Origin of the sequence: uncultured Tateyamaria sp., from assembly GCF_947503045.1 — a bacterium.
In the GTDB taxonomy this organism is placed as follows: Bacteria; Pseudomonadota; Alphaproteobacteria; order Rhodobacterales; family Rhodobacteraceae; genus Tateyamaria.
The window spans coordinates 261,531-286,180 of the sequence record NZ_CANNCF010000001.1 but is presented as its reverse complement, the minus strand read 5'-3'; the positions used below and the strand labels follow the sequence as shown (position 1 = coordinate 286,180).

The following is a 24,650-nucleotide window of genomic DNA, read 5'->3' as shown; positions in this document are numbered from 1 at the left end:
GGTGCAGCGCCGCTGCGCAGAAAACAGACCAGCCAGCGGGCCTAAACCCATTTGGCCAGCGGCGGCAGGCTCATCAGTACCGCATTGGCGTCATGGCCGGTTTCCAGACCGAACTTGGTGCCACGGTCGTAGACAAGGTTGTATTCCGCATAAAGCCCGCGATGGACCAGTTGCGCATCCTTGTCGGCCGCGTCCCAATCCTGCACACGGCGTTTTTCGACCAGCGGCAGATAGGCGGGCAGGAAGGCGCGGCCAATGTCCTGGGTCAGCGCAAAATCCGCCTCCCAGTCTCCCGTGCAGTGATCATCCATAAAGATGCCCCCGACGCCCCGCGCCCGGCCCCGATGGGGCACATAGAAATACTCGTCTGCCCATTCCTTTAGCCGAGGGTAGAAATCCGTTCCGTGCGGGTCCAGATGCAATCGCTGCTGGTCGTGGAAATGAGTCGTGTCCTCCGCATATTCGATGCAAGGATTGAGATCAGAGCCACCACCGAACCACCACGCATGGGGGGTCCAGAACATGCGGGTATTCATGTGCACAGCAGGGGCATGTGGGTTCTGCATATGGGCAACCAGCGAGATGCCCGAGGCCCAGAAGCGCGGGTCATCCTTCATCCCCGGAATGCCCTTGCGCGCGGCCATGGCCATCTGCGCACGCTCGCCCAATGTGCCGTAAACGGTCGAGATATTGACGCCGACCTTTTCAAACACGCGACCGCCGCGCATCACGCTCATCAAGCCGCCACCCGCGTCCGATCCGTCATCCGAAGTCCGCTTGGTCTCGCTCACTTCAAAGGCGCCGGGGGCGGAATCGGCCATCGGGCCGACATCATGGCTGGCCTCCAGCCCCTCGAAGGCGGCGACGATGTCATCGCGCAATGTGCGAAACCACGCAGCGGCACGGGTTTTCTGGGTGTCGAACTGTTCGGTCATTGGCACTGTCCTGTCAGGTTGACAGTTTTCTAGCCCAATGCCGACCTGCGGGCCAAGGGCAAAACGCCTCAGTGCGCGGGGGCTTCGACCGCGTCCAGCAGACTGCGCCCGCCATCCACCGTCAGCACATCGCCGGTGACAAAGCCGGACCCGTCCGAGGCAAAGAACTGCACCGCGTCCACCAACTCGTTCGGGCTTGCGATCCGGTGCAGGGGTGTCTGCTGCTCGATCTCATCGCGCCAGTCGGGGTGGTTGCCGATAGAGGATTTGAGCGAAGCCGACATCACTGAGCCAAAGGCCACGGCGTTCACACGGATGCCCTCGGGTGCCAGCGCCAGCGCCATGGACCGCGTCATCTGCTCCAAACCCGCCGAGGCGATGGAATAGCCCAGCAGTTCAGGCCGCGTTTGATGCGCTGCAATCGAGCTGAGATTGATGATCGAGCCTTTGCCGCCTTCGCTTTCGTTGCCTGCGTTCTGCTTGATCATGCGCCGCGCGACCTGCTGGGTGAGGCGTAGGGCGGTCATGACGTTCTGCTGAAACAGGGCGTCGACGGACATATCCTCGGGGTCCAGCGCATCGGTTTCCATCACCTGACGCGAGGCGTTGACCAGAATGTCGATCTGGTCGAAGGCGTCGATGGTGGCCGAAATCAGGTTGGCGATGGTCAGCCGTTGCCGCAGATCACCGGCAAAGTAGCGGATGTTGGCATCGTCGGGCATGTCACCCAGTTCGGCGGCCAGCCGCTTTTCATCCATGTCCGCGCACATGACGTTCGCGCCACGATCCGCAAATTGGCGGGCGATGGCCAGTCCGATGCCATTGGCGGCCCCTGTCACGATGGCGGTCTTGCCGCTGATGGAAAATGACATTGCTATCCCCGTTTCCGTTTGGGTCGTTCGGCCCGCACCAGTTTGAACCGCGCATCGCCGTCCAGATCAACAGTTTTGGTGAATGCCTTGGCCAGTGCTGCCTCGTACGGAAGGTGCCGGTTGGCCACCATCCACAGCGCGCCATGCGGTTTCAGCACCCGCGCTGCTGCGGCGATAAAGGCGCGGCCCAGCGATGGGTCCGCCGTGCGGCCGGCGTGAAAAGGCGGGTTCATCACCACTGCATCGACCTGTTCTGGCGGGGTCCAGGTGGTCGCATCCGCCCAGTGAAACTGCGCGCGCGGGTCGGTCACGTTGTGACGTGCGCATTGCAGGGCCATGTCATGGACCTCGACCAGATGCACCGCCTTGACGTCGCGGGTCAGGATGTGGGCCGACAGGTACCCCCAACCCGCGCCCAGATCGGCGACGGTGCCCGCCATGACATCGGGCAAGGCCTGCGCCAGCATTTCCGAAGCCGGATCGACCGCATCGGCGGAAAACACACCCGGTGCTGTCCAGAACCCGCCGGGATGCAACTCGGGCCCACGGGCCCAGTCGGTGAAATCCGCACCGCCTTGAGTCCAGTAGATCTTGCCATGGGCCTTGGAGATCGGCGCGCTGATCTCGACCCGTTTGCGCAGTGCCTTCAGCATCGAATCCGCGCCATCGGTCTTTTGACCGTCCACGATCACCAACCCATCTGTACGGGCCATGGCCGCAGCGATCAGCGCCTGCGCCTCGGCCCGGGCACGGGTCAGGCACACGATGCTGGCGGCAAAGCGCACATCGTCGGGCATATCGGCGCGCACATCGTACCCCCGCGCGGCAAAGCCGGCACAGACCGTGGCCATGGGCGAGACGACCAGCACACGGTCCTGCGGCAGGGCAGACAGGTCCACCCCAACAGCCGGGTGCAACACGGCCACGGGGCCGTCGCCCGGCAGCGTTACCGCTTCGAGCGCAAGAGGCAGGCGATCAGTGATCACTTACTCTTCTTTTTCCATGGTGCATTGCAGGGGGTGCTGGTGGCGCCGGGCGTAGTCCATGACTTGGGCCACCTTGGTCTCGGCAATCTCGTGACTGAACACGCCAACCACGGCCAGCCCCTTTTTGTGGACGGTCAGCATGATCTCGAACGCCTGGGCGTGGTTGAGGCCAAAGAACCGTTCCAGCACATGGACGACAAATTCCATCGGCGTGTAGTCGTCATTCAGCAGCAGCACCTTGTAGAGCGGCGGGCGCTTGGTCTTGGGTTTGACGTCGGTGATGACAACGGTATCGCTGTCATCGTCCTGTGGACCCGCCATCATATGCACATCTGGATGCATCTGCGTCCTCATCAATCCTAGAATCCTGTGGTGGTGCTGTGGGTGGTCTATATAACGCAGATGGGGCGTTAGAAAAGAGGGCCTTTGGATATGTCCGACACAATCGAGTGCATTGGCTTTGATGCGGACGACACACTTTGGCACAACGAACGGTTTTTCAAGCTGACCCAGGAACGGTTCGCCGAGCTGCTGGCCCCGCACACCGATGCCCCTGATCTGGACGCAGCCCTGATGGCCGCAGAGCGACGCAACCTTGGACATTATGGCTTTGGGATCAAAGGCTTCGTATTGTCGATGATCGAAACTGCGCTGGACGTGACGGACCGGCGCGTGCCCGGCCACGTCATCGCTGATCTGATCGCAGCGGGGCAGGACATGCTGCAACATCCCATCGATCTGCTGCCTCACGCCGCCGAGGCCGTGGCCGCCGCCAAATCTCGCGGGCCTGTGCTGCTGATCACCAAAGGCGACTTGCTGCATCAGGAACGCAAGCTGGCCCAGTCCGGCCTTGGCGAAATGTTTGACGGGGTCGAGATCGTGTCGGACAAGCAAGCCCATGTTTACACACGCATATTCGCGCCCTTCGGTGGGGCGTCAGTGGGTATGATGATCGGCAATTCCATGAAATCGGATGTGCGCCCGATGATCGATGCCGGTGGATTCGGCGTCTATGTGCCCCATGATCTGGAATGGGGATTCGAATCCGCCGAAGCCCCCGAAGGCCATCCACGCTATGCCGAACTCAGCGACCTTGGTGCGCTGCCTGATTTTCTGAACGAGGTCCGATAATGCCCCATGCCGAACTGAAATTTTCCGCCGATCTTGGAATTGATGCACCGGCCGTTCTGGCGCGGATCGAGGCGATCATTCAGACCCGCGACGCAGGGTCCGGTGAATGCAAGGGGCGGGCCTATCCGGCGGCAGAGTTCCATCACTCTCACCTCCTTGCCGACATCTCCCTGTTGCGCAAGTCGCACCGCGATGCGGCCTTCATGCGCGCCCTCACCGACGATCTGGAGGTGGCGATCAAGGCGATGATCCCGGTGGCCTGTTTCTTTTCCCTGAACCTGCACTTCAGCAGCGAGACATACGTGACCAATCGCCACGAACCGTGATGCCACATTCCTGCCACAATCGCCTGTCTTGGGGGTCAACTGAGCCACGCCCCCACATGTGGGAATTGGCAGCGCAGAAAAATCAAATCGTTAACAGCATCAACACTTTATCGAAAATCCGAACCATGTTAGCGTGTCGGCAACAATAAAAAGGTCAGTCGAATAATCGGCGGCCAGAGGCAGACATAGGCAGGTTCATCGTGAAGGTTCGGCACATAACGCCGGCCCGTTTCGGGCTATTCGTATTATTGGCATTCTGGATGTTGGTCATTGCGCCACTGTCTGCGCTTGCCGCCCCCTACGCCGCATTCGTGATGGATGCGCGCACCGGCGAGGTTTTGCACTCGCGCAACGCCGACACCCGGCTGCATCCCGCATCGCTGACCAAGATGATGACGCTCTATGTCGCGTTTCAGGCGGTCGAGCGCGGCGAGATCAGCATGGACACGGTGGTGACCATCTCGGGCAATGCCGCCGCCGAACCGCCTTCGAAGCTGGGCCTTCGCAAGGGGCAAAAGATCAAGCTGCGCTTTCTGGTGCGCGCTGCGGCCGTTAAGTCAGCCAATGATGCGGCAACGGCCATCGGCGAAGCGATCTCCGGCTCAGAGGCCGCCTTTGCGCGACGCATGAACCGAACGGCGGCGTCGCTGGGCATGACCCGCACAACATTCAAGAACGCCCACGGCCTGACCGAAAGCGGGCATTTGTCCACTGCCCGCGACATGTCCACCATGGGGCGGCACATGATCTATGATTTCCCGCAATATTATAACCTGTTCTCGCGCATCTCGACCGATGCAGGCATGCGCGAAGTGGCCAACACCAACCGCCGCTTTCTCGGCGCTTATAAGGGCGCTGACGGGATCAAGACGGGCTATACGCGGGCCGCAGGCTTCAACCTCGTCTCGTCCGCCGAGCGGGGCCAGGAGCGCATCATCGCAACCGTCTTTGGCGGCACATCGACCGCCAACCGCAACGCCAAGGTCGCCGAATTGCTTGACCTCGGCTTTCGTCGCGCACCCAGCCGCGCACCTCTGCGTCGTCCCAACAAACCAGCCTATGTGCCGGGGGATGAACCGATCGTGGTGGCGGGCAGCAAAACCGGCCCGCGCGCTGCGGGCAAGATCATCCGCCTGAGCGGAGCGGTAAAAACCTCGGCCCGGCCCAAGATGCGGCCTGGTGCAGAGGCACCCGTGCTTGTGGCGGCCGCGCCTGCGGCCTCAAGCGTTCTGCCTGATGATATCCAGACCGCACTTGAGGCGGCCCAAACCACCACGGTTGCAGATGTCGTCGCAACGGCGACGCAGGCAGGCAATGTCGTGCCCCCGGTCAAACGCCCTGCCGCACGGCCCAAGGACGTTGTCCTTGCCAGCCTCGAACCCGAGGTCGTCACCCGTGTGTCCACCTCGGGCGGGCGCCACTGGGGCGTGAACATCGGCCGCTATACCAGCCGCTACAAGGCGGAGAAGGTTCTGCTCAAAACGGCGCTGGCCGAGATGTCGACGCTGGACGGGTCCCTGCGCAAAGTCGTGCGGCGACCCACCGGGTTTGACGCCAATTTCATGGGCATGACGCGGGACGGCGCGGACCTTGCCTGCCGTCGGCTTCAGGCGCGCAATGTGACCTGCTTTATGATCGGGCCGTCCTGAACGGCCCGACGCTCTACCAGTTCACAAGGGTGAAATTAACCATCACCCCCTTGTCCTTCTTTTCAAAGGCGCGCGGGTCGGCCCAGACCTTGATCGAGAATTTGCCCTTCACGTCGTTCTGCTGATCCAGCACCAGTTCGGTGATCGGGATGGTGAGGGATGGCACACCCGACCCGGGCGGTTTGGGCACCCATTTCTTGTCGATCTTGGGCACAACGCCTTCACCGTCAATCTTCTTGTTTTTCTTGGCCAGTTCCTTTTTCAACTGCTCGACAAAGAACTTCACCACCGTCTTGTCGAGCGACTTGATCTCTTTCTTGCACTTCTCATTGATGGCCTTTTCAAGCTTGCCCTTGTCGTCGATGGGTTTGACGGCCTTGCCGACCTTTTTGGCAACCTTCTTGCAAGCGCCTTCCATCTTTTTCTTGGCAGCAGCCGGAATAAGATCGGGCATAATGTGTGTTCCTTCTGAAATGGTATCTAAAAAATGGGTCGTATCAATTTCTCTAGCATAGCACGAACTTGTGGCGCTGTCGAAGGGACGTTGCGGCTCAGACCTGTGCCGCTTTTCGGATCCAGCGCAGGAACGCTTTGAGCGGCGGGCGCTGAATACCCGGACGCGTCACAAGGTGATATCCGATGCCGGCTGTCGCATCTTCGTGCAGGATGCAAAGACGACCCGACTGGATGTCCGCCTCGACGAAATGGCGCACGGTCACCGCCACCCCCTGCCCGTCTCGCGCGCCGTCCAGCAGCAGGTTGCCAGGCACCTGCATGAGCGTGCCGCGCATACCCCGCGCCACGCCGCGCGCATCCAGCCAGCGCGTGCTTTCCGTGGTGCCCACCTCTTCGAGCCAGGGTAAAGTGCTGAGGTTGCCCGGATCGGACGTGTCCAGCCCGTCAACCAGCGACTGCGCGGCCACGACGACCATCGCACTTTCCAGCAGCAACTCACTGTCGAGACCCGGCCAATCACCGTCGCCATAACGGATCGACAGATCGACGCCGCCGGGGTCCAGTGTGACCAGTTCCGGCGTCGGGTCGAGCACCATGTTCAGACCCGGATGTGCGGCGCGGAATTCCGGCAGGCGCGGCATCAGCCATGCAGCGGCAAAGCTGGGCGTGGGCGAGATATGTAGCGGGCGCGAGGCCTCGGCACCGCTGACCAGAGCAATGGCGCGGGCGATCTGGCCAAAACCATCTGCGCAGCCCTGCGCGAGGATTTCACCATCGCTGGTCAACCGCAACGCACGCCCGGACCGATCCAACAGGCTGACCCCCAGATAGGTTTCCAGCGCGCGCAACTGCTGGCTGACCGCCGCATGGCTGACCGACAACGCATCGCCCGCAGCCACCACGCTGCCGGTGTCCACATAGGCCGCAAAGGCCCGCAATGCGGCAAGCGGGGGAAGTTCGCGCCATTCCATATGTCATCTCAACTTACATAACAGTATTCTCTTTGACTCGCATGAAACCGGCTAACGATCAATATTGAATGCACCAATAGACGACAACCCCAAGAGGTGTACCATGCTGAACATCTATGCTCATACTTTCATGACGGCGAGCCGGAACGAGACTCGCTGCACCCGCGTTGACGATGGCCGCAAGCGCAAGTGGTGGCAGCCACGCCAGACCGTCTGCATCAATCTGGAACGGCTGTGATCCGCGCGCGACGTCTGCCGTTCGGGACGGATACGATCAAATGGGGCGCGTCCATCGCACAGATCCTTGGCTATGGCGCCACGGCAATGGGCGCGCACCCTCTCAACCTGTACTTTTTCACAATCGGGCTGATGGGGTGGTTCATCGTGGGCCTACACTGGAACGACCGGGCCATCATGCTGATCCATATCGTCGCCGCCGCCGCGATGCTGATCGGACTGTTGGCCCCATAGGAACGGTGGGCAGGGCGTTGTTGAATGCCCTGACCGCTGCCCTTAGTGCGTCGCCTGCAACAGCGTGCGGGTGTAATCCGACTGCGGACGTTCGAACAGATCGTCCGCTGTGCCCTGTTCGACAACGTCCCCCTGTTTCATCACCAGCACCTTGTGCGACATGGCACGCACGACCTTGAGATCGTGGCTGATGAACAGGAAGGCCAATCCGTATTTCTGCTGCAAGCCGCGCAACAACTCAACGATCTGCACCTGCACCGTCATATCCAGCGCAGAGGTCGGTTCATCCAGCACCACCAGTTTGGGGCGCAGCACCATGGCGCGCGCGATGGCGATGCGCTGGCGCTGCCCGCCCGAGAATTCATGCGGATAGCGGTCCATCGACAACGGATCGAGGCCAACCTCGGCCATGATCTCGGCGACAACGGTGCGGGTGTCCCGCCCGTCTTCGACGCCGTGGATTGCCAACCCTTCGGAAATAATCTGCGCGGCCGTCATCCGCGGCGACAGCGAGCCGTAGGGATCCTGAAACACGATCTGCATGTCTTTGCGCAGGCGGCGCAGCTCGCGCACTTTCCAGCCGCGAATGTCCTGCCCCATATAGACGATGCCGCCCTCAGAAGAGATCAGGCGCATGATGGCCAGCGCCAGTGTGGTCTTGCCCGACCCGCTTTCGCCGACAATTCCAACTGTCTCTCCGGCATGGATCTGAAGGGTGGCATCGTTGACGGCCTTCACATGGCCCACGGTGCGGCGCAGCAGGCCTGCGGTGATCGGAAACCAGACCTTCAGGTTTTGCGTTTCAGCAATCAGCGGCGCATCGGCGGGCACAGGGGCGGGTTGACCCGTAGGTTCCGCGCCCAGCAGCTTTTGGGTGTAGGGGTGTTGCGGGTTGGCGAAAATCTCGGCCGTGGGGCCGGTTTCCACGATCTCGCCGTTCTGCATCACGCAGACCCGGTCGGCGATGCGGCGCACGATACCAAGGTCGTGGGTGATGAACAAAAGACCCATCCGCTCGGTCTGTTTCAACCCGGCCAACAGGTCGAGGATCTGCGCCTGAATGGTCACATCGAGCGCCGTCGTCGGCTCATCCGCGATCAGAACGTCGGGCTGGTTGGCCAGCGCCATAGCGATCATAACCCGCTGGCGTTGCCCGCCTGAGAGTTGGTGGGGATAGGCGCCAAGGCGGCTTTCGGCGTCGCGGATTCCAACCTTGTCGAGCAGTTCCAGAATGCGGGCACGGGCCGTAGACCCGGCGATCCCCTGATGCAGCGCCAGGCTTTCGCCCAGTTGCTTTTCAATGGTGTGCAGCGGGTTGAGCGAGGTCATCGGCTCTTGAAAGATAAACGAGATGTCGTTGCCGCGCACCTTGCGCAGCAGACTCTCGCTGGCACCGATCATCTCTTGCCCGTCATAGGTGACCGAGCCTGAGACTTCCGCACTGTCGCCCAACAGGGACACGGTCGACAGCGCCGAAACAGACTTGCCCGACCCGGATTCCCCCACAAGGGCAACCGTTTCGCCGCGGTCCACGGAAAAAGACACGCCGCGCACCGCTTGCGTCAGCTTTCCGTCCTGGCGAAAGCCGACGTTCAGGTTCTTGACTTGAAGCAATGCCATCAGGAAAACGTCTTTCGCGGATCGAACGCATCGCGGATGCCTTCGAAGATAAAGATCAGCAGGCTGAGCATGATCGCGAACACTGTGAACGCGGTAAAGGCGATCCATGGCGCGCGCAGGTTCTGTTTGGCCTGCAGGGTCAGCTCGCCCAGGCTGGGTGCAGAGGACGGCAGGCCAAAGCCGAGAAAGTCGAGCACGGCCAGGGACGAGATTGTGCCCGTGATGATGAAGGGCAGCATGGTCAGCGTCGCCACCATCGCATTGGGCAGCATGTGGCGGAACATGATGGTGAGGTTGCCGACCCCAAGGGCGCGTGCGGCGCGTACATATTCGAGGTTGCGCGCACGCAGGAATTCGGCCCGCACCACACCCACAAGGCCAGTCCAGCCGAACAGCACCAACAGGAACACCAGCAGCCAGAAACTTCGTCCCAGAATGGCAAACATGATGATGATCACATAGAGGCTGGGCGTAGAGGACCAGATTTCGATGATCCGCTGGAAAATGAGGTCCGTCCGACCCCCGAAATAGCCCTGCACCGCGCCCGCGATCACGCCGATCACAGCCGAGGCGCCAGTGACCAGCAGCGTGAACAACACCGACAGGCGGAATCCGTGGATGACACGAGCCATCACGTCGCGCTTGGTGCCGTCTGTACCCAGCCAGTTTTCCTCGTTCGGGGCCAGCGGCGCCGCACCGGGGCGATCCACGGCGGTGTCAAAGCTGTAGGGAATGATCGGCCAGATCGTCCAACCCTTGGTGATCGCCTCACCATTCACTTCACCGTCCTGAGCGTCTTCGATCACACCCTCGGGGTCGTCAAAGCAATCGATCAACCCGCCCGACACGATCAGGCATTCGACCTCGGGGTCGCGATAGCTGGCCTCGGTCTGGAAATCGCCGCCAAAGTCGGTTTCGGCATAGAAGTTCCAGATCGGGAAATAGAATTCGTTCTGGTAGCGCACCACGATGGGTTTGTCATAGGCGAGGAATTCGGCAAACAGGGACGCGCCAAACAGGATCGCGAAAATCCACAACGACCAGAAGGCGCGCCGGTTTTTCTTGAAATTTCGCCAGCGCCGCTGGTTGAGCGGCGACAACTGGAACATGCGGCGCTTGCGCGGGGGCGCGACAACGGGCGTGTCCAGCTCTGCCTCTTGCACGGCCATCAGCCTTCCCTCCGCTCAAAGTCGATGCGAGGGTCGACCAGCACATACATGAGGTCGGAAATGATGCCGACCAGCAGCCCCATCAGCCCAAAGATGTAGAGCGTGCCGAACACGATCGGATAGTCCCGCGCCACCGCCGCCTCGAACCCGAGCCGGCCGAGGCCGTCGAGCGAAAAGATGGTTTCGATGATCAGCGAGCCGCCGAAAAACACGCCGATGAACACGGCCGGAAAGCCTGCGATAACAATCAGCATGGCGTTGCGAAACACGTGACCATAAAGCACGCGGCGCTCTGACAGGCCCTTGGCGCGGGCGGTCATCACGTAAAGCTTTTTGATCTCGTCCAGAAAGCTGTTCTTGGTCAGCAGCGTCAGCGTGGCAAAGGCCCCGATGGTGCCTGCCAACACCGGCAGGGTGATGTGCCAGAAATAGTCGCCGACCTTGCCCAGCAGGGTCAGGTCATCGAAATTGTCCGAGGTCAGGCCCCTGAGCGGGAAGATTTGCCAATAGGAGCCGCCCGCAAAGAGCACCAGCAACAGGATCGCAAACAGGAAGCCGGGGATCGCATATGCGGCGATGATCGCACCGGACGTCCATGTATCGAAGGCCGTCCCATCACGCACCGCCTTGGCAATGCCCAGCGGGATCGAAATCGCATAGGCAATCAGGGTTGACCACAGACCCAAGGTGATCGAAACGGGCAGCTTTTCGATCACGAGGTCTATGACCCCGATAGATCGGAAATAGCTCTCGCCGAAATCAAACCGTGCATAGTTCCAGACCATATTGAGGAACCGCTGCACCGGGGGTTTGTCGAACCCGAACTCCTTTTCCAGCTCAGCGATGAACTCCGGCGGCAGACCCCGCGCACCCACATAGGTGCTGTCAGAGGCGTTGTTCAGCTCGTCCGTGCCTGCATCATTGTTGCCCCCGGCAAAGCCGCCAAACACGTCCCCGCCGCCCTGCGCCCGTGCGATGGCCTGTTCGACCGGGCCGCCGGGCACAAATTGGGTGAGGGTGAAGTTGACCAGCAGGATGCCCAGCAAGGTCGGAATGACCAAGAGCAGCCTGCGCAGGATATAGGGGCCCATGGATCTACCTTAGCGCGCCAGAGGCTTTCAGAGCGGCGGCCTTTTCCTCGTTGTACCACCAGAAATCCAGCTGCCCCAGCGCATAGGCTGGCAGGACATCCGGGAATTCGTACATGTCGTAAAAGGCGACCCAGTGGTTGGGCTTGTACCAAAGGGGGATCATGATCAGTTCGTGGCGCAAGGCACGATCCAGCGCCATGACGGCCGTGGTTTCCTCTTCGCGCGTTTCAGCCTGAAGGGCGGCGTCGATGATCGCATCGACCATCGGGCTGGCCAAACCTGCGGGGTTGAACAGCGAGAACTCAGACGCTTCGGACCCAAAGAACTGGCGGAAACCTGTGCCGACACCCAGGATCGCCGGGTAGCTGTCATAGACCAGATCATAGTCCCGGTCCCGCTCACGTGAGGTGTATTGCGAGGGGTCGACCTTTTCCAAGGTGATGTCGATCCCCAGCTTTTGGACGTTGGAGACGAAGTTTTCCATCGCGCCAGACAGCGTGTCCGGAGAGGAGGAGTTGAACAGGAAGTTTATCTTGAGCGGCGTGCCTTCGGCATTGCGACGAATACCGTCATCGCCAACCGCCCAGCCTGCCTCGTCCAACAATGCCATCGCCTTGCGCGCGTTGCGCCGGTCAAACAGGCGGGCCTCGTTCGAGGTATGTGGCAAACGTGCCTCCTCGGTCAGCATACCCGCCGGGACGACGTCGCCAAGGTTCTGCAGGAACGCAAGCTCGGCCCCTTCGGGCACGCCCTTGGCCATCACGGGCGTGTCCTGACTGAAGGATGTGCGCTGTTTGAACAGGCCGTATTGCAAGGATGCGTTGGTCCACTCGAAATTATAGGCCAGCGACACTGCTTCGCGCACGCGTTTGTCGGCGAACACCGGTCGGTTCAGGTTGAACACGATCCCCGACGGTGTGGCAGGTGTGCCATCATGCAATTCGCGCTTTGAAATCGCGCCGCTTTCGACTTTGGGTGCCGTGTACCCGGTGGCCCATTTTTTGGAGTCGTTTTCCGTCCGATAGGTGAATTCACCCGCCAAGAAGCCCTGGAAGGCTGCTTCGGCGTCACCGAAATACTCGATGCGGATGGTGTCGAAATTGTTGCGCCCCACATTGAGCGGCAAATCGTTGCCCCAGTAGTCGGGGTTGCGCTTGTAGATGATGCGGCGATTCACATCGAAGCTGTCCAGCATGTATGGGCCGGAACCGGGCGAGGTCGTCAGGCGGCTTTCGTCCAGCCGCGCGCCGGATTCCTCGTACCACTTCTTGGACCATGCCGGGACAAAGCCAACCTGATCAATCAGCGAGCGGCGCGAGATGCCGGGGGTAAAGTAGAACTTGATGCTGTGATCGCTTAGCACTTCGACCTTGGGAATGCGTTTGCGCACCGCATCGCCATAGGATTTCAGGCCCTGATCCAGCAGCAGGTTATGGCTGAATTCGATGTCATGGGCTGTGACCGGGGTGCCATCGGAAAACCGGGCTTCGGGGCGCATGTGGAAGATGACCCAGTTCTTGCCCTCGTCATATTCGAGACGCTCAGCCAGCAGGCCGTAATATTCACCATAGACATCCGCAGGGGCTGGCGCACCATTTACACCCTCACCGAGCAGACTTTCGTACATGACCGTCGACAGCGCCGCACCACGCCCTTTGCGGGAATAGGGGTTGAGGGAATCAAACGTCCCAACCGTCCCCAGCGAGATTTCGCCCCCTTTGGGTGCATCCGGGTTCACATACTCAAAATGCGGATAATCCTCTGCATATTTCAGATCCCCGTAGAAGGAAAAGCCGTGCGACTCGATGATATTCTCATGCCCGTCGGCACGGACAAGGCTGGCCAGCGCAAATGTGGCAATCAACCCCAGAACACCCAAGGCCCCCCATCGCGTGTGTCGTTCACGTGCCGTGGTCACGCGGGCCTGTGCATGGTGCTGATCCCGGGTCTTGTGCATGGATGATCCTCCGTCTCGTGGCATTCTGGGCCGTCTTGTCTTTGGTGACATAAGCTAATGATGCCCGCTGCCAATATGCAACTTGAGAATATGTGATGTGGCGCGCTTGTGCGTGATCGGACGCCCAAACCGGCAAGAAAAAAGCCGCTCGCGGGGTGCGAACGGCTGTTTCTTGTCTGGAGTGACCTTTGGACCTAGTCGTCGAGGCTATCGAGATAGGCAATGACGTCAGCGCGGTCTTCGACCTTTGGCAGGCCGTTAAAGCCCATGGAGGTGCCGGGCGCGTAGCCTTTGGGGTTCTCAAGGAAATCATTCAGCGCTTCGGGCGTCCACACCTCTACGACCTGCTCCAGCGCGCCGGAGTAAGAGGTAAAGCCGGATGCCGCGTCCACGTCGCGACCGACGACACCATAAAGATAGGGACCGGTGGCGTTCGCACCCTGTTCGACCTTGTGGCAGGCGCTGCACTTGCGGAACACTTTGGCGCCGTCACCAATGTCGGCAGCGGCCAATACTTCGGCAAAGGGCACTTCGACCACTTCTTCTTCTGCCTCGTCGGCACCGGTGTCGATCACATAGGACTGATCACCATGCCCGCCTGCATGATAAAGCTCTTCAGCGGCCCATTTGCCCAACAGTAAAATAAGCAGAGCGCCGCACAGGCTGCTCGCGATCTTGGTGAAGGTCATCGTGTCGAACATTTGGAATCGTTGCCTCGTGTCGCCAGTTGCTGTCCGCGGGTATCTACGGCTTCCCCTTGCCACTGGCAAGGTATAGATAGCGCGACCAATCGCCCTGCCTGCGCTGCGCAATATGCCGGGCTGCTTACAAGGACCAGACTATGGCAGACCGAATTGCGTTCCAGGGAGAATTGGGAGCCTACAGCCACGAGGCCGTGGTCAAGGCCCGTCCGGATGCCATTCCGGTGCCCTGCACCACCTTCGAAGACGCCTTTGCGACCGTGCGCGAGGGCCGGGCGGACATGGCCATGTTGCCGGTCGAAAACACCACCTACGGGCGGGTGGCCGACATCCACCGCCTACTGCCCGAAAGCGGTATGCATATTGTCGACGAGGCCTTTATCCGGGTGCGCATTGCGCTGATGGCGATGCCGGGCCAGTCCTTGAGTGACATCAAACACGTGCGCGCCCATCTTGTGCTGATCCCGCAGGCCCGCGCCTTTCTGGATACGCATGGGATCACCTCCGAAGCGGCAGCTGACAGTGCCGGGGCGGCCGCCGCCATCGCACAGGTGGGCGAAATGGGTGTCGGTGCGCTGGCTTCGGCCGTGGCCGCAGATATCCACGGGCTCGATATTCTGGCCCGTGACATCGAAGATCAGGGGCACAACACGACCCGCTTTTTGCTGATGTCGCCCAAGGACGACACGTCCCGGCGCGGCGAGACGATGATCACCACCTTTGTCTTTGAGGTGCGCAACATTCCAGCCGCGCTTTATAAAGCGATGGGCGGCTTTGCCACCAACGGGGTCAACATGACCAAGCTGGAAAGCTACATGGTCGGCGGCGCCTTTACCGCCACGCAATTCTATGCGGACGTCGAAGGGCACCCGGACGACCCGGCACTGGCGCGCGCGCTGGACGAGTTGTCCTTTTTCACCAACAGGCTGGATATTCTGGGCGTGTACCCGGCGGCGGCCAAACGGGACTGATCCAGGGTCGGCGGGCGGGCGCCTTTGACCCGACAGGGTCAAACAGAGCCGCCCGGTGGCCAGAGCGTCAGGCCGTGCGCTGCAACCGCTCGCCCAGGCCTTTGCAATAATCGGCCACCCGATCCTTGAACCGCTTGGAGAGGTTCGACTTGGCCAGTTTCAACGACTGAATCAGCAGACGGGCGGACAGGTTCAGCGGCGTCATGTCCAGCGCAACCGCCATCCGCGTGCGGCTACGGGACAGGGCCAGCAGATCAACGGAGAACTTCGCCTCGATGCCCGAGGACTTAGCGTCAAACACCATCTGGTTGGGCCGGTCGAACTCGATCAGCGCCAGATCGAATTCCCGTTTGCGCCCGCGCATGCGGTATTTCACCCGCCACTGCATGCCAACACCGGGCTGCGCAATCGAATCGACCCGCTGCAATTCGGCGCCACGGCGCATCGCCAGCCGCTCGAACGCTTCAAAATCGCACAAGGCGTCAAACACCTGTTCGATCGGGCCGGAAATGTCTTCTCTTGCCGAGAATTTCATGAAGGGTGCCTGTTTGCTTTTGTGGAACGCAGTTTCGGATTAATCCAATGTGTCCGCAAGCCAGTTTTCAATCAAAAAGTGCGCGATTGCACCCTTGCGTGCAGGCAGGATGGCCGGGTGATCGCCTGCGAACACGGTCATCATCTCTTCGCGGCTGACCCACATGGCCGCCTCGATTTCCGCCGGATCAATGGTGATCTCGTGGCTGGTTGCTTCGCCCTGACAGCCAAACATCAGCGAAGCGGGAAAAGGCCATGGCTGGCTCGAGAGGTAGTCAACCGCGCCAACCCGCACTCCCGCCTCTTCAAAGACTTCGCGCCGCACTGCCGCCTCCAGCGTCTCGCCCGGTTCCACGAAACCGGCCAGCAGCGAATACATCCCCTCCGGCCAACCCGGAGAGCGGCCCATTAGCACCGCATTGCCATGGGTGATCAACATGATCACCACCGGGTCCGTGCGCGGAAAGTGATGCGCGTGGCAGGCCGGGCAGGTGCGCTGCCAGCCGCCCATGCTGATCTCTGACGGCGCACCGCATTTGGCACAGAACCGATGGCTGTCATGCCAGCCGAACACCGCCTTGGCCGTGGCTGCCAGTTCTGCATCGCGAGGCGATAGCCACGTCATCACGCGCCTGAGTTCCACAAACACCTCGTCCGCCGCAAAGGCCGGGTGGCGCTGTTCGCTGGGGTCCAGAAAGCCGCCAAGCTGGCTGGCATCAAGGTCTTCGGGCTGCCAGCCCGACAGATCATGGGCAAAACGCGGGGCACCATCTTCGCGACCCAGAAAGATCGACGCGGGGTCGGCCTCGGCCAGTGCTGGGTGATCGAGCGGCAAACGCAGCAGCGATGCAGGGCGGGCGCGATTGATCAGCGGCTTGCCCCGCCACATCAGAATGGTGCGGGCAGCAGGATCAGCGGCTGCCGCAGCCAAAGCTGCTGCATCTGCGCGCAACTCGCCCGCACGATCCAGCGCGGACCCTCCGAAGGTGACTGTTTCGGCGTGACGCATGGCCCTTTTCCCTGTGACATCCGTGGCATTCAGACGCGCAGGAGTGGCACGGGCGCGACATGGACGCAATGGTGGCCTCCGACCCACATTGCACCCTACTGCACCGTACAGGGTTGCGTTTGCTCTACCTATGGGGGCAACTATAGGTATGAGTTCGCCTCGTGCTTTTGCTGATTTGCGCATACTCGCCACAAGCGACGTACATATGCATTTGACCGGATGGGATGTTTTGCACGACCACCGGGTCGCGGGACGCGGCATGGATTTGCTGGCAGGCACAATCCAGACCGCACGCATGTCGGCCAAAGGGGCCTGCGTGTTGCTCGACAACGGCGATGCATTGCAGGGCACACCCGTGGGCACCATCTGCGCCAACCAGCCCCCTGGCTTCGCCCATCCATGGCCGGACGTTTTGAACGCCTTGTCCTACGATGCCGTCGGGCTGGGCAACCACGATTTCGATTTTGGCGTCCCGTTTCTGGAACGCAGCGTGGCCCAAACAGACGCACCTACCTTGTGCGCGAACATCTCCTCGGGCCGTGTGGTTGGTGTGACGCAAACCGCCCTGTTGCAGCGCAGAGTCACACGTTCAGATTCCGAAGTGCGCACCCTTTTGGTGGGGATCACGTCGGTGCTGCCGCCAAGTACCGCGATCTGGAACAACCGCTATCTCGCGGGCGTGCTTGAATTTGAGGCAGGAGCGGCGGCGGCGCAGCGCGCGGTCGCATCGCTGCAGGCACAGGGCGCGGACGTTATTGTGCTGCTGTGTCACAGCGGAGTCGGCCTACCGGACACAGATGATGGTGAAAATTTCGGAGCATTCCTCGCCCAGCAGGTCGAAGGGATCGACGCCATGGTGCTGGGCCACACGCACCAGCGGCTGCCTGCGCCGGACGGCCCTCAGGCATTGAACGGCGTACCTGTGGTGATGCCCGGCCATGCTGCAGAGGTCCTTGGGCAGATCGACCTGCACCTTGGCTGGACCGACAACGGCTGGCATGTCGCCGGTCATGACGCAACGCTGCGCATTCCCCAAGTCAACGACAACCCTGTGCCCCTCATCACCGCCCTTGCGGCCCCCGCCCTTGCGCAAACAAAGACGGCGCTGGATCGCACGTTAACGCACTGCCCCAACGGGTTTCACACCTATTTCGGCATGCTCAAGTCGGGCCCGTCGGATGCCCTGATCGCAAAGGCGATGACGCAAGTCATTGCCGCCCAGGTCGCAGGTACAGATCTGGCCAACCTCCCCCTGCTCGCTTCGGTTGCGCCGATGTCGATGGGCGGGCTTGGCGGTCCCAGCAACTATGTCGAAGTCCCCGCAGGACCGGTGCGCGCGCGCCATATCGCGATGTTGGCCCCGTTTCCAAACGCGATCTGGGCCGTCGTCCTGACGGGTGCAGACCTGATGTGTTGGGTGGAACGGTCCGCCACCTTTTTCGCCGATGACTTGCAAGGATGCCCGCGGCTGGTCAATCCGGACGCACCCGCCTTTCATTTTGACATGCTGCATGGGCTTGAGGCGCGAATTGACCCATTTGCTCCGCCGGGTTTCAACCCGGCCGGACAGCGCATCGATCGCCACGCCCGGCGGGTCCGGGCATTGACGCATCAGGGCGAGCCGGTCGATGCAGACGCGTCCTTTCTTGTGGCCATGACCAGCTATCGCGGTGCGGGGGGCGGGAATTTTCCGGGTCTTTCGGGCGCGCGCGAAGTGCTGCGCACCGATCACGATCTGACCGAGGCGCTGCACAGAACCGCGATGCAAGGCCCTCCGGACCCGGAGCTTTGTCCGTCTGTGTGGCGTTTTGCGCCCGCGCGGCATCAACGGGTGGTCATCGAAACATCACCCAATGCGATGGCGCATCTGAATGAGATCGCAGCATTTGATCCGCAGGAGATCGGGCGAAACGATCAGGGCTTTCTTGAGCTCAGCGTCCTGATCTGAACAGATGCTTGCACCCGAAGGGCACCGCGCCTATATCACGACTCGAGAGGTTGGCGCGGGCAGGCGCCTCGCCAACCCGGTCAGATCCGGAAGGAAGCAGCCGTAACGAGCCCCGCTTGGGTCGTTGTCAATCTCTCACCCAAGTCCAAAGCGACAGGCTCTGGCGCAACCCGGCAGGCGTGTTCAAAGAAAGCGCCAAGAGGGCTACACCCACCTACACTTCCAACAACACCGGCCACAGGGCGCTGTTGCGTCGTGAAAACGCGCTCAGGTGTCCGACCGCATCCAGCCCGTGATCCTTTGGATCAATCCGCACAACCTCGGCCCCGTCGCCATAGTTCCGCGCCAAACGCTCGACGCAATGCGGCGGGATCAGATCATCGTCCATAAAGGCGTGCAGGCGCACGGGCGCACGGCTGGTCCAGTTCGGCGGAGGCAGCTTCGGTCCGAAATCGCCAGTATTGAAGCCGCGCGATGTGCACCATTTGCGCCACTGCCAGAACACGCCGCTTGGCAAATCCTCGCCAAACCTCAACCGCCTGCCGGGCAGGTATCCGCACAAGGCGGTCGCCAGTGGACCGACAAGAAACCAGAAATTCATCGCCAGGGCACGATAGGGCCACGGGTGATCACTGTGATGCACCATGCCAGTCGCGATACCGATCACGCGTGCGATGTTGTCTGTCTCGGGCTGATTGGGCAGCAGCATGGTACCCAGCGAGTGGCCAACGACCCACAATGGCGCATCCGGGAATGTGCGGACCATAGCGCGGCGGGCCGCGACCTGATCGCGGATGCCCCAATCGGACATATCGGCTGTGGAGGCCCGCAACGGCCCCGACCAGGACCGCCCGACATCGCGATAGTCATAGGTGAGGCACGCCATCCCACACTCTTCGACCAGCCAGCGGGCGAAATGCGCATAAAAGTGCTGTGGTACGCCGGTTGCGCTGTTCAGAACCACCGCAGCTACGGGGGGCGTTTCAGTACGGTAGAGACGGCCAACCAGTTCTGCGCCATCCTGTGTTTTGAACGTCAGAGAAGTCTCTGCAACGGGGTGCTGGATGGCATTGTCGTCAAACATCGTCGGCTCCTGCGTTTCTGTCACGCCCTAGACCAATCGGTCTATTCCGCACGCTGGACCAATCGGTCTACTCCTGTCAAGATGCAAGTATGACTGATACCCCACGCCCGACCAAAGACCGCCTGATCCACTCTGCCGCCACGTTGTTTCGCACGCGCGGCTATCATGGGGTTGGATTGGCGGATGTACTGGCGGACGCGCAGGCCCCGAAGGGATCGCTTTATCACCACTTTCCGAACGGGAAATCGGACCTCGCCATTGCAGCAGCGACATGGGCCTCGGATGAAATGCTGCGCCTTATCGCGGCCAGTTTTGACGGGGCCAAGACGTTCGAGGCCGGGGCCACCACGCTGTGTTATAAGCTGGCCAAATTGTTCGACAAAACCGGTTGGGACACCTGCCCGATCGCCGCCACCCTGTTCGAGGGACCAGACAGCACGGACATGCGCGCCCATGCCAGCCACATCTACGAGGGGTGGATCGCCGAAGTGCTTGACCATGCCGGGCGCCTTGGCCTGTCCGAAGACCATGCAAAGGCCAAGGCCGAGCATCTCTTTGTCCTGATCCAGGGCGGGTGGATGCTGGCCCGCGCGCGGCGCAGTTCGGACGTGCTGCGCACGCTCACCAGCCAGCTTTAGAGGCGGTCGGTCGCGAACGTGTCGCAGTCGCGCATGTTGCCCGAATCATAACCCCGCTCGAACCAACGCGCGCGTTGTTCGGACGTGCCGTGGGTAAAGGTGTGAGGTTGGGGCACGCGGCCCGCCTGCCGTTGCAAATGGTCATCCCCGATCATCCGGGCCGCATTCAGCGCCTCTTGCAGATCACCCCGCTCCATCAACTCACCCACATTGCGCGCCCAGATGCCGGACAGGCAATCGGCCATCAACTCCGACCGCATGGTGATATTGTTGGCCTGCGTCTCGCTCGCCCCCCGCCGGGCCTGCTGGACCTGCGCCAGCACGCCCAATTCGTTCTGAACATGATGCGCAACCTCATGAGCAATCACATAAGCGGCGGCAAAATCACCACCGGCGCCAAGGCGGTCACGCATGGTCGTGAAAAATGCTGTGTCGAGATAGGCCTTGTTGTCGGCGGGACAATAAAACGGGCCCGTCGCGCCTGAGGCACCGCCGCATGGGCTGGTGGTTGTGCCGGAAAACAGCACCATGACCGGAGGGGTGTAGGCCCGGCCCACCTGCGCGGGGAATTCGCGTGACCAGACGGCCTCTGTCGTAGCCAGAACGCGGGCGGCAAATTCGCCTTCACGCGCATCAGCTTCGGTCAACGGGCGGCTGGCTGTGGCGGGTGCAGAACCGCCGGACAACAGCGGCATCACGTCCACGCCGGTGAGCCAGCCGATGACCAGCACAATAAGGATGCCACCGATGCCAAGGCCACCGACAGCGCCGCCCCGTCGCCCGCGACGTCCGCTGCGCCCACGGCGATCTTCGATGTTCCGGCTTCTGGTGATCCCGCGCAGGCGCATATGCCGTTCCTCACTGTGTGTCCCCGCATAACGCGGCCCCGCCATAATAGTTGCATCCGCGCGCAAAATGAAATGCCGAGGGCCGACTCTAGCGGTGGACGCCGCGCGACGCGGCCCTTAGTCTTGTCAGGTCACAGCGAATCCGACCGAAGGCCCATGTCAGACACAGCCCCCAAATATCAGGTGCTTGCGCGCAAATACCGCCCCGAGACCTTTGCCGATCTGGTGGGGCAGGATGCGATGGTGCGCACGCTCAAAAACGCGTTTCAGGCCGACCGCATCGCGCAGGCCTTTGTGATGACCGGCATCCGTGGGACGGGCAAGACGACAACCGCGCGCATCATTGCCAAAGGGATGAACTGCGTTGGCACGGACGGAAATGGCGGACCTACCACCGAGCCTTGCGGCCAATGCGAACCCTGCCGCGCGATCATGGAAGGGCGGCATGTGGACGTGCTGGAAATGGACGCTGCCTCGAACACATCCGTCAACGACATCCGCGAAATCATCGACTCGGTGCACTATCGCGCCGCCTCGGCCCGCTACAAGATCTACATCATCGACGAAGTACACATGCTGTCCACCAGCGCCTTCAACGCGCTGCTGAAAACGCTCGAAGAGCCGCCAGAGCACGTCAAATTCATCTTTGCCACCACCGAAATCCGCAAGGTGCCGGTGACGGTACTGTCGCGTTGCCAACGCTTTGATCTGCGCCGGATCGAACCCGAGGTGATGATTGGCCTTTTGCGCAAGATCGCCACGTCCGAAGGCGCCGAAATCGCCGACGACGCGCTGGCGCTGATCACCCGCGCCGCCGAAGGGTCCGCGCGCGATGCCACGTCACTTCTCGATCAGGCGATCAGCCATGGTGCGGGCGAGACGACCGCCGATCAGGTGCGCGCGATGCTGGGGCTGGCAGATCGGGGCCGCGTGCTTGATCTCTTTGACATGGTTCTCAAGGGCGACGCGGCTGGTGCGCTGACCGAGTTGGGCGCGCAATATGCTGACGGGGCTGATCCGATGGCCGTGCTGCGCGATCTGGCCGAGATCACGCATTGGGTCTCGGTGGTCAAGATCACGCCCGAAGCCGCCGATGATCCGACCATTTCTCCGGACGAACGCAGCCGGGGGCTGGCGATGGCCGAAACCCTGCCGATGCGGGTGCTGACACGGTTGTGGCAAATGCTGCTCAAGGCACTGGACGAAGTCGGGATGGCCCCCAACGCGATGATGGCTGCCGAAATGGCGATCATCCGGCTGACCCATGTGGCTGACCTGCCCAGCCCGGACGAACTGGTACGCAAATTGCAAAACGCCACGCCGCCACCGGCCGCGCCGGTCCAAAGCGGGAGCGCGGCTCCGTCGTCAAGTGGCGCGCAGGCCGTCGCGCAGGCGCAGACCCGGATGGCTGCCAACCCAAACGCCAGTGGGCAAAACACGGCCCTTGCGCAAGATCGCGAAGCCGCACTCGCCCGGTATCCCACCTTTGATCACGTGCTTGAACTGATCCGCGCCAACCGGGACGGCAAATTGCTGGTGGATGTGGAAACCGACCTGCGGCTGGCCCGCTATGAACCCGGGCGCATCGAATTCGAACCAACCGAAAGGGCGCCGCGCGATCTGGCCCAACGGCTGGGCCAGCGCCTGCAACTCTGGACGGGAAACCGCTGGGCAGTCACCGTTGTCTCCGTAGGCGGCGGCAAGACGATTGACGAGGTGCGCAACGCCGAAAAATACGCCCGCGAGGCCGAGGCGATGTCCCACCCGCTGGTCCAGGCCGTGATCGCGCAGTTCCCCAAGGCCAAGATAACCGACATCCGCACCGCCGCCGACATCGCCCAAGAGGCGCATATCGAGGCCCTGCCCGAAGTGGACGACGAATGGGACCCCTTCGAGGAGGATTGATCCTGACCCTGCTGCCGGGGGTCGCATGGGCCGAAGTCTGTGACAAGGTGCGTCCGTTGTGGACGCCCGGCACCGAGGCCAGCGCGTGGGGCGAGATGATCGCCTTGATGGGCACGCCCTTTTCCCTTGCGCTGTTGCTCATGTCCGCCGTTGCTGTGCGATTTCGCCATGAATGGGGCGCGCTGGTTGTTGTGCTTTTGTGGACGGCCTGGGTGTCGATCATCGTGTTTTATGGCGCAGGCGACGAGGTGCAGGTTTTGGCAGCCCAGGAAGGCTGCATTGGCCCGCCGACCTTGTTCATCGCTGCTGCCGCTGCAATATGTATCGGGATGATTTTATATGTCGCACCGCCCTTTGGTCGCGACCGACACTCGGAGAACGAATGACATGCTCAAAGGACTAGGCGGGCTCGGCGATATGGCCGGGATGATGAAAAAGGCGCAGGAAATGCAGACCAAGATGGCGCAGATGCAGGACGACCTGCACGGCATCACGGTCACCGGCGAAAGCGGAGCGGGTCTGGTCAAGGCCACGGCCACCGCCAAGGGCGAATTGACCAGCCTCGATATCGACCCATCCATATTTAACGGCGATGACAAGGAAGTGGTCGAGGACCTGATCCTCGCCGCGATAAAGGACGCCCAGAGCAAGGCCGGCGAACGCGCACAGGAAGAGATGAGCAAGCTGACCGAAGGCATGGGCCTGCCTGCGGGTATGAAGTTGCCCTTTTAACGGGTGCGGCGCAGGTCCGGCGGTATTTCCGCCATCGGGCCAATTGCCTCGTCCGATGCACCACCCGGGCGCGTCACATAATTGTGGTGGTAAAACTGGCGGAACGCGAAAAGGAACGCCAGAAACACCGCATATATGGAAAAGGCCACGCTCAGTCGGGCCATCCCCTCGCCAAAGGTCAGCCCAACGCTTGTGCCAACCTCTTTGCGCGCATCGCTCCGTTCGACAGCATTGGTTTCTGCCGCTCCACTGGCGCCTTGTGTGCCGTCTGAACAGGCCGCCTGCACCGCATCGTTCAGGCGCGACGTGTGCTGGCGCAAATCCGGGTCAATAGTGAACCCGCGACCATCCGCCAGCGCCGTTGCCACCTCAAGCACCGTGCGTGCAGCGCGCAGATCGCGCCACCCGACCTCGCCGGACAAGGTCGTCAACATCGCATCGGCAGGCATGCGATCAAGGGACCGGCGCAGGCTGTTGCGCACAAACATGCTGACCTCACCACCCCGTTTGAGCTGGGCGATCATCGTTTTGTTCACCATCTGCAAAGAAGCTGGATAGGCGCAAGCCGCCGCCGCCATGGACGTCATCGTCCAGACGATCAAAACCCAAAAAAGCAAGGCGGCGCGGCTCATGTTCCCTCGACAAA

At 61.5% G+C, this 24,650-nt stretch carries 27 protein-coding genes and 1 other RNA gene; 12 read left to right on the top strand and 16 right to left on the bottom strand.

The genetic code is table 11. The annotated features are described in order from the left end of the window. Positions 1 to 41: 41 nt before the first annotated feature. From hemF to clpS, 4 genes are all read right to left on the bottom strand, one after another. Complete coding sequence (hemF, locus tag Q1A89_RS01440) at positions 42 to 935, bottom strand: oxygen-dependent coproporphyrinogen oxidase (protein WP_299722670.1); 894 nt, start codon at positions 933 to 935, stop codon at positions 42 to 44. A 68-nt stretch (positions 936 to 1,003) separates the two neighbouring features. Next, positions 1,004 to 1,807 (bottom strand): SDR family oxidoreductase, encoded by an 804-nt coding sequence (locus Q1A89_RS01435; RefSeq protein WP_299722667.1) that lies wholly within the window; start codon positions 1,805 to 1,807, stop codon positions 1,004 to 1,006. Between the two features lie 2 nt (positions 1,808 to 1,809). Beyond that, entirely contained in the window at positions 1,810 to 2,793 is a 984-nt protein-coding gene (locus tag Q1A89_RS01430) for a methyltransferase (RefSeq protein ID WP_299722664.1), read from the bottom strand. After that, positions 2,794 to 3,135, bottom strand: coding sequence for an ATP-dependent Clp protease adapter ClpS (gene clpS / locus Q1A89_RS01425; protein ID WP_299726021.1), 342 nt, complete (start codon positions 3,133 to 3,135; stop codon positions 2,794 to 2,796). 90 nt (positions 3,136 to 3,225) lie between these two features. Between clpS and Q1A89_RS01420 the strand changes: the two genes are divergently transcribed. The 3 genes from Q1A89_RS01420 to Q1A89_RS01410 all read left to right on the top strand — a co-directional run bounded on the left by Q1A89_RS01420 (position 3,226) and on the right by Q1A89_RS01410 (position 5,899). Then, positions 3,226 to 3,924 (top strand): HAD family hydrolase, encoded by a 699-nt coding sequence (locus Q1A89_RS01420; RefSeq protein ID WP_299722661.1) that lies wholly within the window; start codon positions 3,226 to 3,228, stop codon positions 3,922 to 3,924. Next, positions 3,924 to 4,250: a hypothetical protein gene (locus Q1A89_RS01415; protein WP_299722658.1), complete on the top strand. Its 327-nt coding sequence runs from the start codon at positions 3,924 to 3,926 to the stop codon at positions 4,248 to 4,250. The genes Q1A89_RS01420 and Q1A89_RS01415 overlap by 1 nt, the downstream gene beginning before the upstream one ends. A gap of 260 nt (positions 4,251 to 4,510) precedes the next feature. Beyond that, a complete protein-coding gene (locus tag Q1A89_RS01410; RefSeq protein WP_299726018.1) occupies positions 4,511 to 5,899 on the top strand; it encodes a D-alanyl-D-alanine carboxypeptidase family protein in 1,389 nt (462 codons plus the stop codon). Positions 5,900 to 5,912: 13 nt separating this feature from the next. Here Q1A89_RS01410 and Q1A89_RS01405 read toward each other — a convergent pair whose 3' ends face one another. Both Q1A89_RS01405 and Q1A89_RS01400 read right to left on the bottom strand, forming a co-directional pair. Continuing rightward, on the bottom strand, positions 5,913 to 6,353 hold the full coding sequence (locus Q1A89_RS01405) for a hypothetical protein (RefSeq protein ID WP_299722655.1): 441 nt from the start codon (positions 6,351 to 6,353) through the stop codon (positions 5,913 to 5,915). A 97-nt stretch (positions 6,354 to 6,450) separates the two neighbouring features. Continuing rightward, on the bottom strand, positions 6,451 to 7,326 hold the full coding sequence (locus Q1A89_RS01400; RefSeq protein ID WP_299722652.1) for a LysR family transcriptional regulator: 876 nt from the start codon (positions 7,324 to 7,326) through the stop codon (positions 6,451 to 6,453). 103 nt (positions 7,327 to 7,429) lie between these two features. On the opposite strand from Q1A89_RS01400, the gene Q1A89_RS01395 reads away from it, so the two are divergent. Continuing rightward, entirely contained in the window at positions 7,430 to 7,564 is a 135-nt protein-coding gene (locus Q1A89_RS01395; RefSeq protein ID WP_299722649.1) for a hypothetical protein, read from the top strand. Beyond that, a complete protein-coding gene (locus tag Q1A89_RS01390) occupies positions 7,561 to 7,797 on the top strand; it encodes a DUF6552 family protein (protein WP_299722646.1) in 237 nt (78 codons plus the stop codon). The genes Q1A89_RS01395 and Q1A89_RS01390 overlap by 4 nt, the downstream gene beginning before the upstream one ends. A 42-nt stretch (positions 7,798 to 7,839) precedes the next feature. On the opposite strand, the gene Q1A89_RS01385 is transcribed toward Q1A89_RS01390, so the two are convergent. The 5 genes from Q1A89_RS01385 to Q1A89_RS01365 form a co-directional block, all read right to left on the bottom strand. Further along, a complete protein-coding gene (locus Q1A89_RS01385) occupies positions 7,840 to 9,417 on the bottom strand; it encodes an ABC transporter ATP-binding protein (RefSeq protein WP_299722644.1) in 1,578 nt (525 codons plus the stop codon). After that, positions 9,417 to 10,526: an ABC transporter permease gene (locus Q1A89_RS01380; protein WP_299726015.1), complete on the bottom strand. Its 1,110-nt coding sequence runs from the start codon at positions 10,524 to 10,526 to the stop codon at positions 9,417 to 9,419. The genes Q1A89_RS01385 and Q1A89_RS01380 overlap by 1 nt, the downstream gene beginning before the upstream one ends. 59 nt (positions 10,527 to 10,585) lie before the next feature. Then, complete coding sequence (locus tag Q1A89_RS01375; RefSeq protein WP_299722641.1) at positions 10,586 to 11,677, bottom strand: microcin C ABC transporter permease YejB; 1,092 nt, start codon at positions 11,675 to 11,677, stop codon at positions 10,586 to 10,588. A gap of 4 nt (positions 11,678 to 11,681) precedes the next feature. Continuing rightward, on the bottom strand, positions 11,682 to 13,634 hold the full coding sequence (locus tag Q1A89_RS01370; protein WP_299722639.1) for an extracellular solute-binding protein: 1,953 nt from the start codon (positions 13,632 to 13,634) through the stop codon (positions 11,682 to 11,684). Between the two features lie 194 nt (positions 13,635 to 13,828). Continuing rightward, positions 13,829 to 14,335, bottom strand: coding sequence for a c-type cytochrome (locus Q1A89_RS01365; RefSeq protein WP_299722637.1), 507 nt, complete (start codon positions 14,333 to 14,335; stop codon positions 13,829 to 13,831). Between the two features lie 140 nt (positions 14,336 to 14,475). Here Q1A89_RS01365 and Q1A89_RS01360 point away from each other — a divergent pair, with 140 nt between their 5' ends. Next, on the top strand, positions 14,476 to 15,306 hold the full coding sequence (locus Q1A89_RS01360) for a prephenate dehydratase (protein WP_299722635.1): 831 nt from the start codon (positions 14,476 to 14,478) through the stop codon (positions 15,304 to 15,306). A gap of 67 nt (positions 15,307 to 15,373) precedes the next feature. Here the strand turns inward: Q1A89_RS01360 and Q1A89_RS01355 are convergent, their stop codons facing one another. Beyond that, positions 15,374 to 15,841 (bottom strand): SRPBCC family protein, encoded by a 468-nt coding sequence (locus tag Q1A89_RS01355; protein WP_299722633.1) that lies wholly within the window; start codon positions 15,839 to 15,841, stop codon positions 15,374 to 15,376. 39 nt (positions 15,842 to 15,880) lie between these two features. Next, positions 15,881 to 16,849 carry an NAD(+) diphosphatase gene (gene nudC / locus Q1A89_RS01350; protein WP_299722630.1) on the bottom strand — a complete coding sequence of 323 codons (969 nt, stop codon included), beginning with the start codon at positions 16,847 to 16,849 and terminating at the stop codon, positions 15,881 to 15,883. 259 nt (positions 16,850 to 17,108) lie between these two features. Between nudC and Q1A89_RS01345 the strand changes: the two genes are divergently transcribed. Both Q1A89_RS01345 and ffs read left to right on the top strand, forming a co-directional pair. Continuing rightward, the gene (locus Q1A89_RS01345; RefSeq protein ID WP_299722627.1) at positions 17,109 to 18,797 is read left to right on the top strand and encodes a 5'-nucleotidase C-terminal domain-containing protein; all 1,689 of its coding nucleotides are present in this window, start codon (positions 17,109 to 17,111) and stop codon (positions 18,795 to 18,797) included. 43 nt (positions 18,798 to 18,840) lie between these two features. Beyond that, an RNA gene (gene ffs, locus Q1A89_RS01340) (signal recognition particle sRNA small type) lies at positions 18,841 to 18,938 on the top strand. Between the two features lie 73 nt (positions 18,939 to 19,011). Here ffs and Q1A89_RS01335 read toward each other — a convergent pair. Continuing rightward, positions 19,012 to 19,881, bottom strand: a complete 870-nt coding sequence (locus Q1A89_RS01335; protein WP_299722624.1) for an alpha/beta fold hydrolase — start codon at positions 19,879 to 19,881, stop codon at positions 19,012 to 19,014. Positions 19,882 to 19,970: 89 nt separating this feature from the next. Between Q1A89_RS01335 and Q1A89_RS01330 the strand changes: the two genes are divergently transcribed. Next, on the top strand, positions 19,971 to 20,519 hold the full coding sequence (locus Q1A89_RS01330) for a TetR/AcrR family transcriptional regulator (RefSeq protein ID WP_299722621.1): 549 nt from the start codon (positions 19,971 to 19,973) through the stop codon (positions 20,517 to 20,519). Here the strand turns inward: Q1A89_RS01330 and Q1A89_RS01325 are convergent. After that, the gene (locus Q1A89_RS01325; protein ID WP_299722618.1) at positions 20,516 to 21,367 is read right to left on the bottom strand and encodes a neutral zinc metallopeptidase; all 852 of its coding nucleotides are present in this window, start codon (positions 21,365 to 21,367) and stop codon (positions 20,516 to 20,518) included. The two genes, Q1A89_RS01330 and Q1A89_RS01325, sit on opposite strands and share 4 nt — an antisense overlap. 156 nt (positions 21,368 to 21,523) lie before the next feature. Here Q1A89_RS01325 and Q1A89_RS01320 point away from each other — a divergent pair, with 156 nt between their 5' ends. Genes Q1A89_RS01320 through Q1A89_RS01310 form a run of 3 tightly spaced genes read left to right on the top strand, consistent with a single transcriptional unit; the run spans position 21,524 to position 24,004 of the window. Next, the gene (locus Q1A89_RS01320) at positions 21,524 to 23,272 is read left to right on the top strand and encodes a DNA polymerase III subunit gamma/tau (RefSeq protein WP_299722615.1); all 1,749 of its coding nucleotides are present in this window, start codon (positions 21,524 to 21,526) and stop codon (positions 23,270 to 23,272) included. Continuing rightward, the gene (locus Q1A89_RS01315; RefSeq protein ID WP_299722612.1) at positions 23,248 to 23,658 is read left to right on the top strand and encodes a hypothetical protein; all 411 of its coding nucleotides are present in this window, start codon (positions 23,248 to 23,250) and stop codon (positions 23,656 to 23,658) included. Before Q1A89_RS01320 ends, Q1A89_RS01315 begins: the two co-directional genes overlap by 25 nt. Before the next feature lies 1 nt (position 23,659). Further along, positions 23,660 to 24,004, top strand: coding sequence for a YbaB/EbfC family nucleoid-associated protein (locus Q1A89_RS01310; protein ID WP_299722609.1), 345 nt, complete (start codon positions 23,660 to 23,662; stop codon positions 24,002 to 24,004). Here Q1A89_RS01310 and Q1A89_RS01305 read toward each other — a convergent pair. Next, complete coding sequence (locus tag Q1A89_RS01305) at positions 24,001 to 24,636, bottom strand: hypothetical protein (protein WP_299722606.1); 636 nt, start codon at positions 24,634 to 24,636, stop codon at positions 24,001 to 24,003. The genes Q1A89_RS01310 and Q1A89_RS01305 overlap by 4 nt on opposite strands. Positions 24,637 to 24,650: the final 14 nt, after the last annotated feature.

Coding starts and splice junctions, on each gene's coding strand:
- hemF (WP_299722670.1), bottom strand. CDS start 935: ATGACCGAACAGTTCGACACCCAGAAAACCCGTGCCGCTGCGTGGTTT.
- Q1A89_RS01435 (WP_299722667.1), bottom strand. CDS start 1,807: ATGTCATTTTCCATCAGCGGCAAGACCGCCATCGTGACAGGGGCCGCC.
- clpS (WP_299726021.1), bottom strand. CDS start 3,135: ATGCATCCAGATGTGCATATGATGGCGGGTCCACAGGACGATGACAGC.
- Q1A89_RS01420 (WP_299722661.1), top strand. CDS start 3,226: ATGTCCGACACAATCGAGTGCATTGGCTTTGATGCGGACGACACACTT.
- Q1A89_RS01415 (WP_299722658.1), top strand. CDS start 3,924: ATGCCCCATGCCGAACTGAAATTTTCCGCCGATCTTGGAATTGATGCA.
- Q1A89_RS01410 (WP_299726018.1), top strand. CDS start 4,511: ATGTTGGTCATTGCGCCACTGTCTGCGCTTGCCGCCCCCTACGCCGCA.
- Q1A89_RS01405 (WP_299722655.1), bottom strand. CDS start 6,353: ATGCCCGATCTTATTCCGGCTGCTGCCAAGAAAAAGATGGAAGGCGCT.
- Q1A89_RS01400 (WP_299722652.1), bottom strand. CDS start 7,326: ATGGAATGGCGCGAACTTCCCCCGCTTGCCGCATTGCGGGCCTTTGCG.
- Q1A89_RS01395 (WP_299722649.1), top strand. CDS start 7,430: ATGCTGAACATCTATGCTCATACTTTCATGACGGCGAGCCGGAACGAG.
- Q1A89_RS01385 (WP_299722644.1), bottom strand. CDS start 9,417: ATGGCATTGCTTCAAGTCAAGAACCTGAACGTCGGCTTTCGCCAGGAC.
- Q1A89_RS01380 (WP_299726015.1), bottom strand. CDS start 10,526: ATGTTCCAGTTGTCGCCGCTCAACCAGCGGCGCTGGCGAAATTTCAAG.
- Q1A89_RS01375 (WP_299722641.1), bottom strand. CDS start 11,677: ATGGGCCCCTATATCCTGCGCAGGCTGCTCTTGGTCATTCCGACCTTG.
- Q1A89_RS01370 (WP_299722639.1), bottom strand. CDS start 13,634: ATGCACAAGACCCGGGATCAGCACCATGCACAGGCCCGCGTGACCACG.
- Q1A89_RS01365 (WP_299722637.1), bottom strand. CDS start 14,335: ATGTTCGACACGATGACCTTCACCAAGATCGCGAGCAGCCTGTGCGGC.
- Q1A89_RS01360 (WP_299722635.1), top strand. CDS start 14,476: ATGGCAGACCGAATTGCGTTCCAGGGAGAATTGGGAGCCTACAGCCAC.
- Q1A89_RS01355 (WP_299722633.1), bottom strand. CDS start 15,841: ATGAAATTCTCGGCAAGAGAAGACATTTCCGGCCCGATCGAACAGGTG.
- nudC (WP_299722630.1), bottom strand. CDS start 16,849: ATGCGTCACGCCGAAACAGTCACCTTCGGAGGGTCCGCGCTGGATCGT.
- Q1A89_RS01345 (WP_299722627.1), top strand. CDS start 17,109: ATGGATTTGCTGGCAGGCACAATCCAGACCGCACGCATGTCGGCCAAA.
- Q1A89_RS01335 (WP_299722624.1), bottom strand. CDS start 19,881: ATGTTTGACGACAATGCCATCCAGCACCCCGTTGCAGAGACTTCTCTG.
- Q1A89_RS01330 (WP_299722621.1), top strand. CDS start 19,971: ATGACTGATACCCCACGCCCGACCAAAGACCGCCTGATCCACTCTGCC.
- Q1A89_RS01325 (WP_299722618.1), bottom strand. CDS start 21,367: ATGCGCCTGCGCGGGATCACCAGAAGCCGGAACATCGAAGATCGCCGT.
- Q1A89_RS01320 (WP_299722615.1), top strand. CDS start 21,524: ATGTCAGACACAGCCCCCAAATATCAGGTGCTTGCGCGCAAATACCGC.
- Q1A89_RS01315 (WP_299722612.1), top strand. CDS start 23,248: ATGGGACCCCTTCGAGGAGGATTGATCCTGACCCTGCTGCCGGGGGTC.
- Q1A89_RS01310 (WP_299722609.1), top strand. CDS start 23,660: ATGCTCAAAGGACTAGGCGGGCTCGGCGATATGGCCGGGATGATGAAA.
- Q1A89_RS01305 (WP_299722606.1), bottom strand. CDS start 24,636: ATGAGCCGCGCCGCCTTGCTTTTTTGGGTTTTGATCGTCTGGACGATG.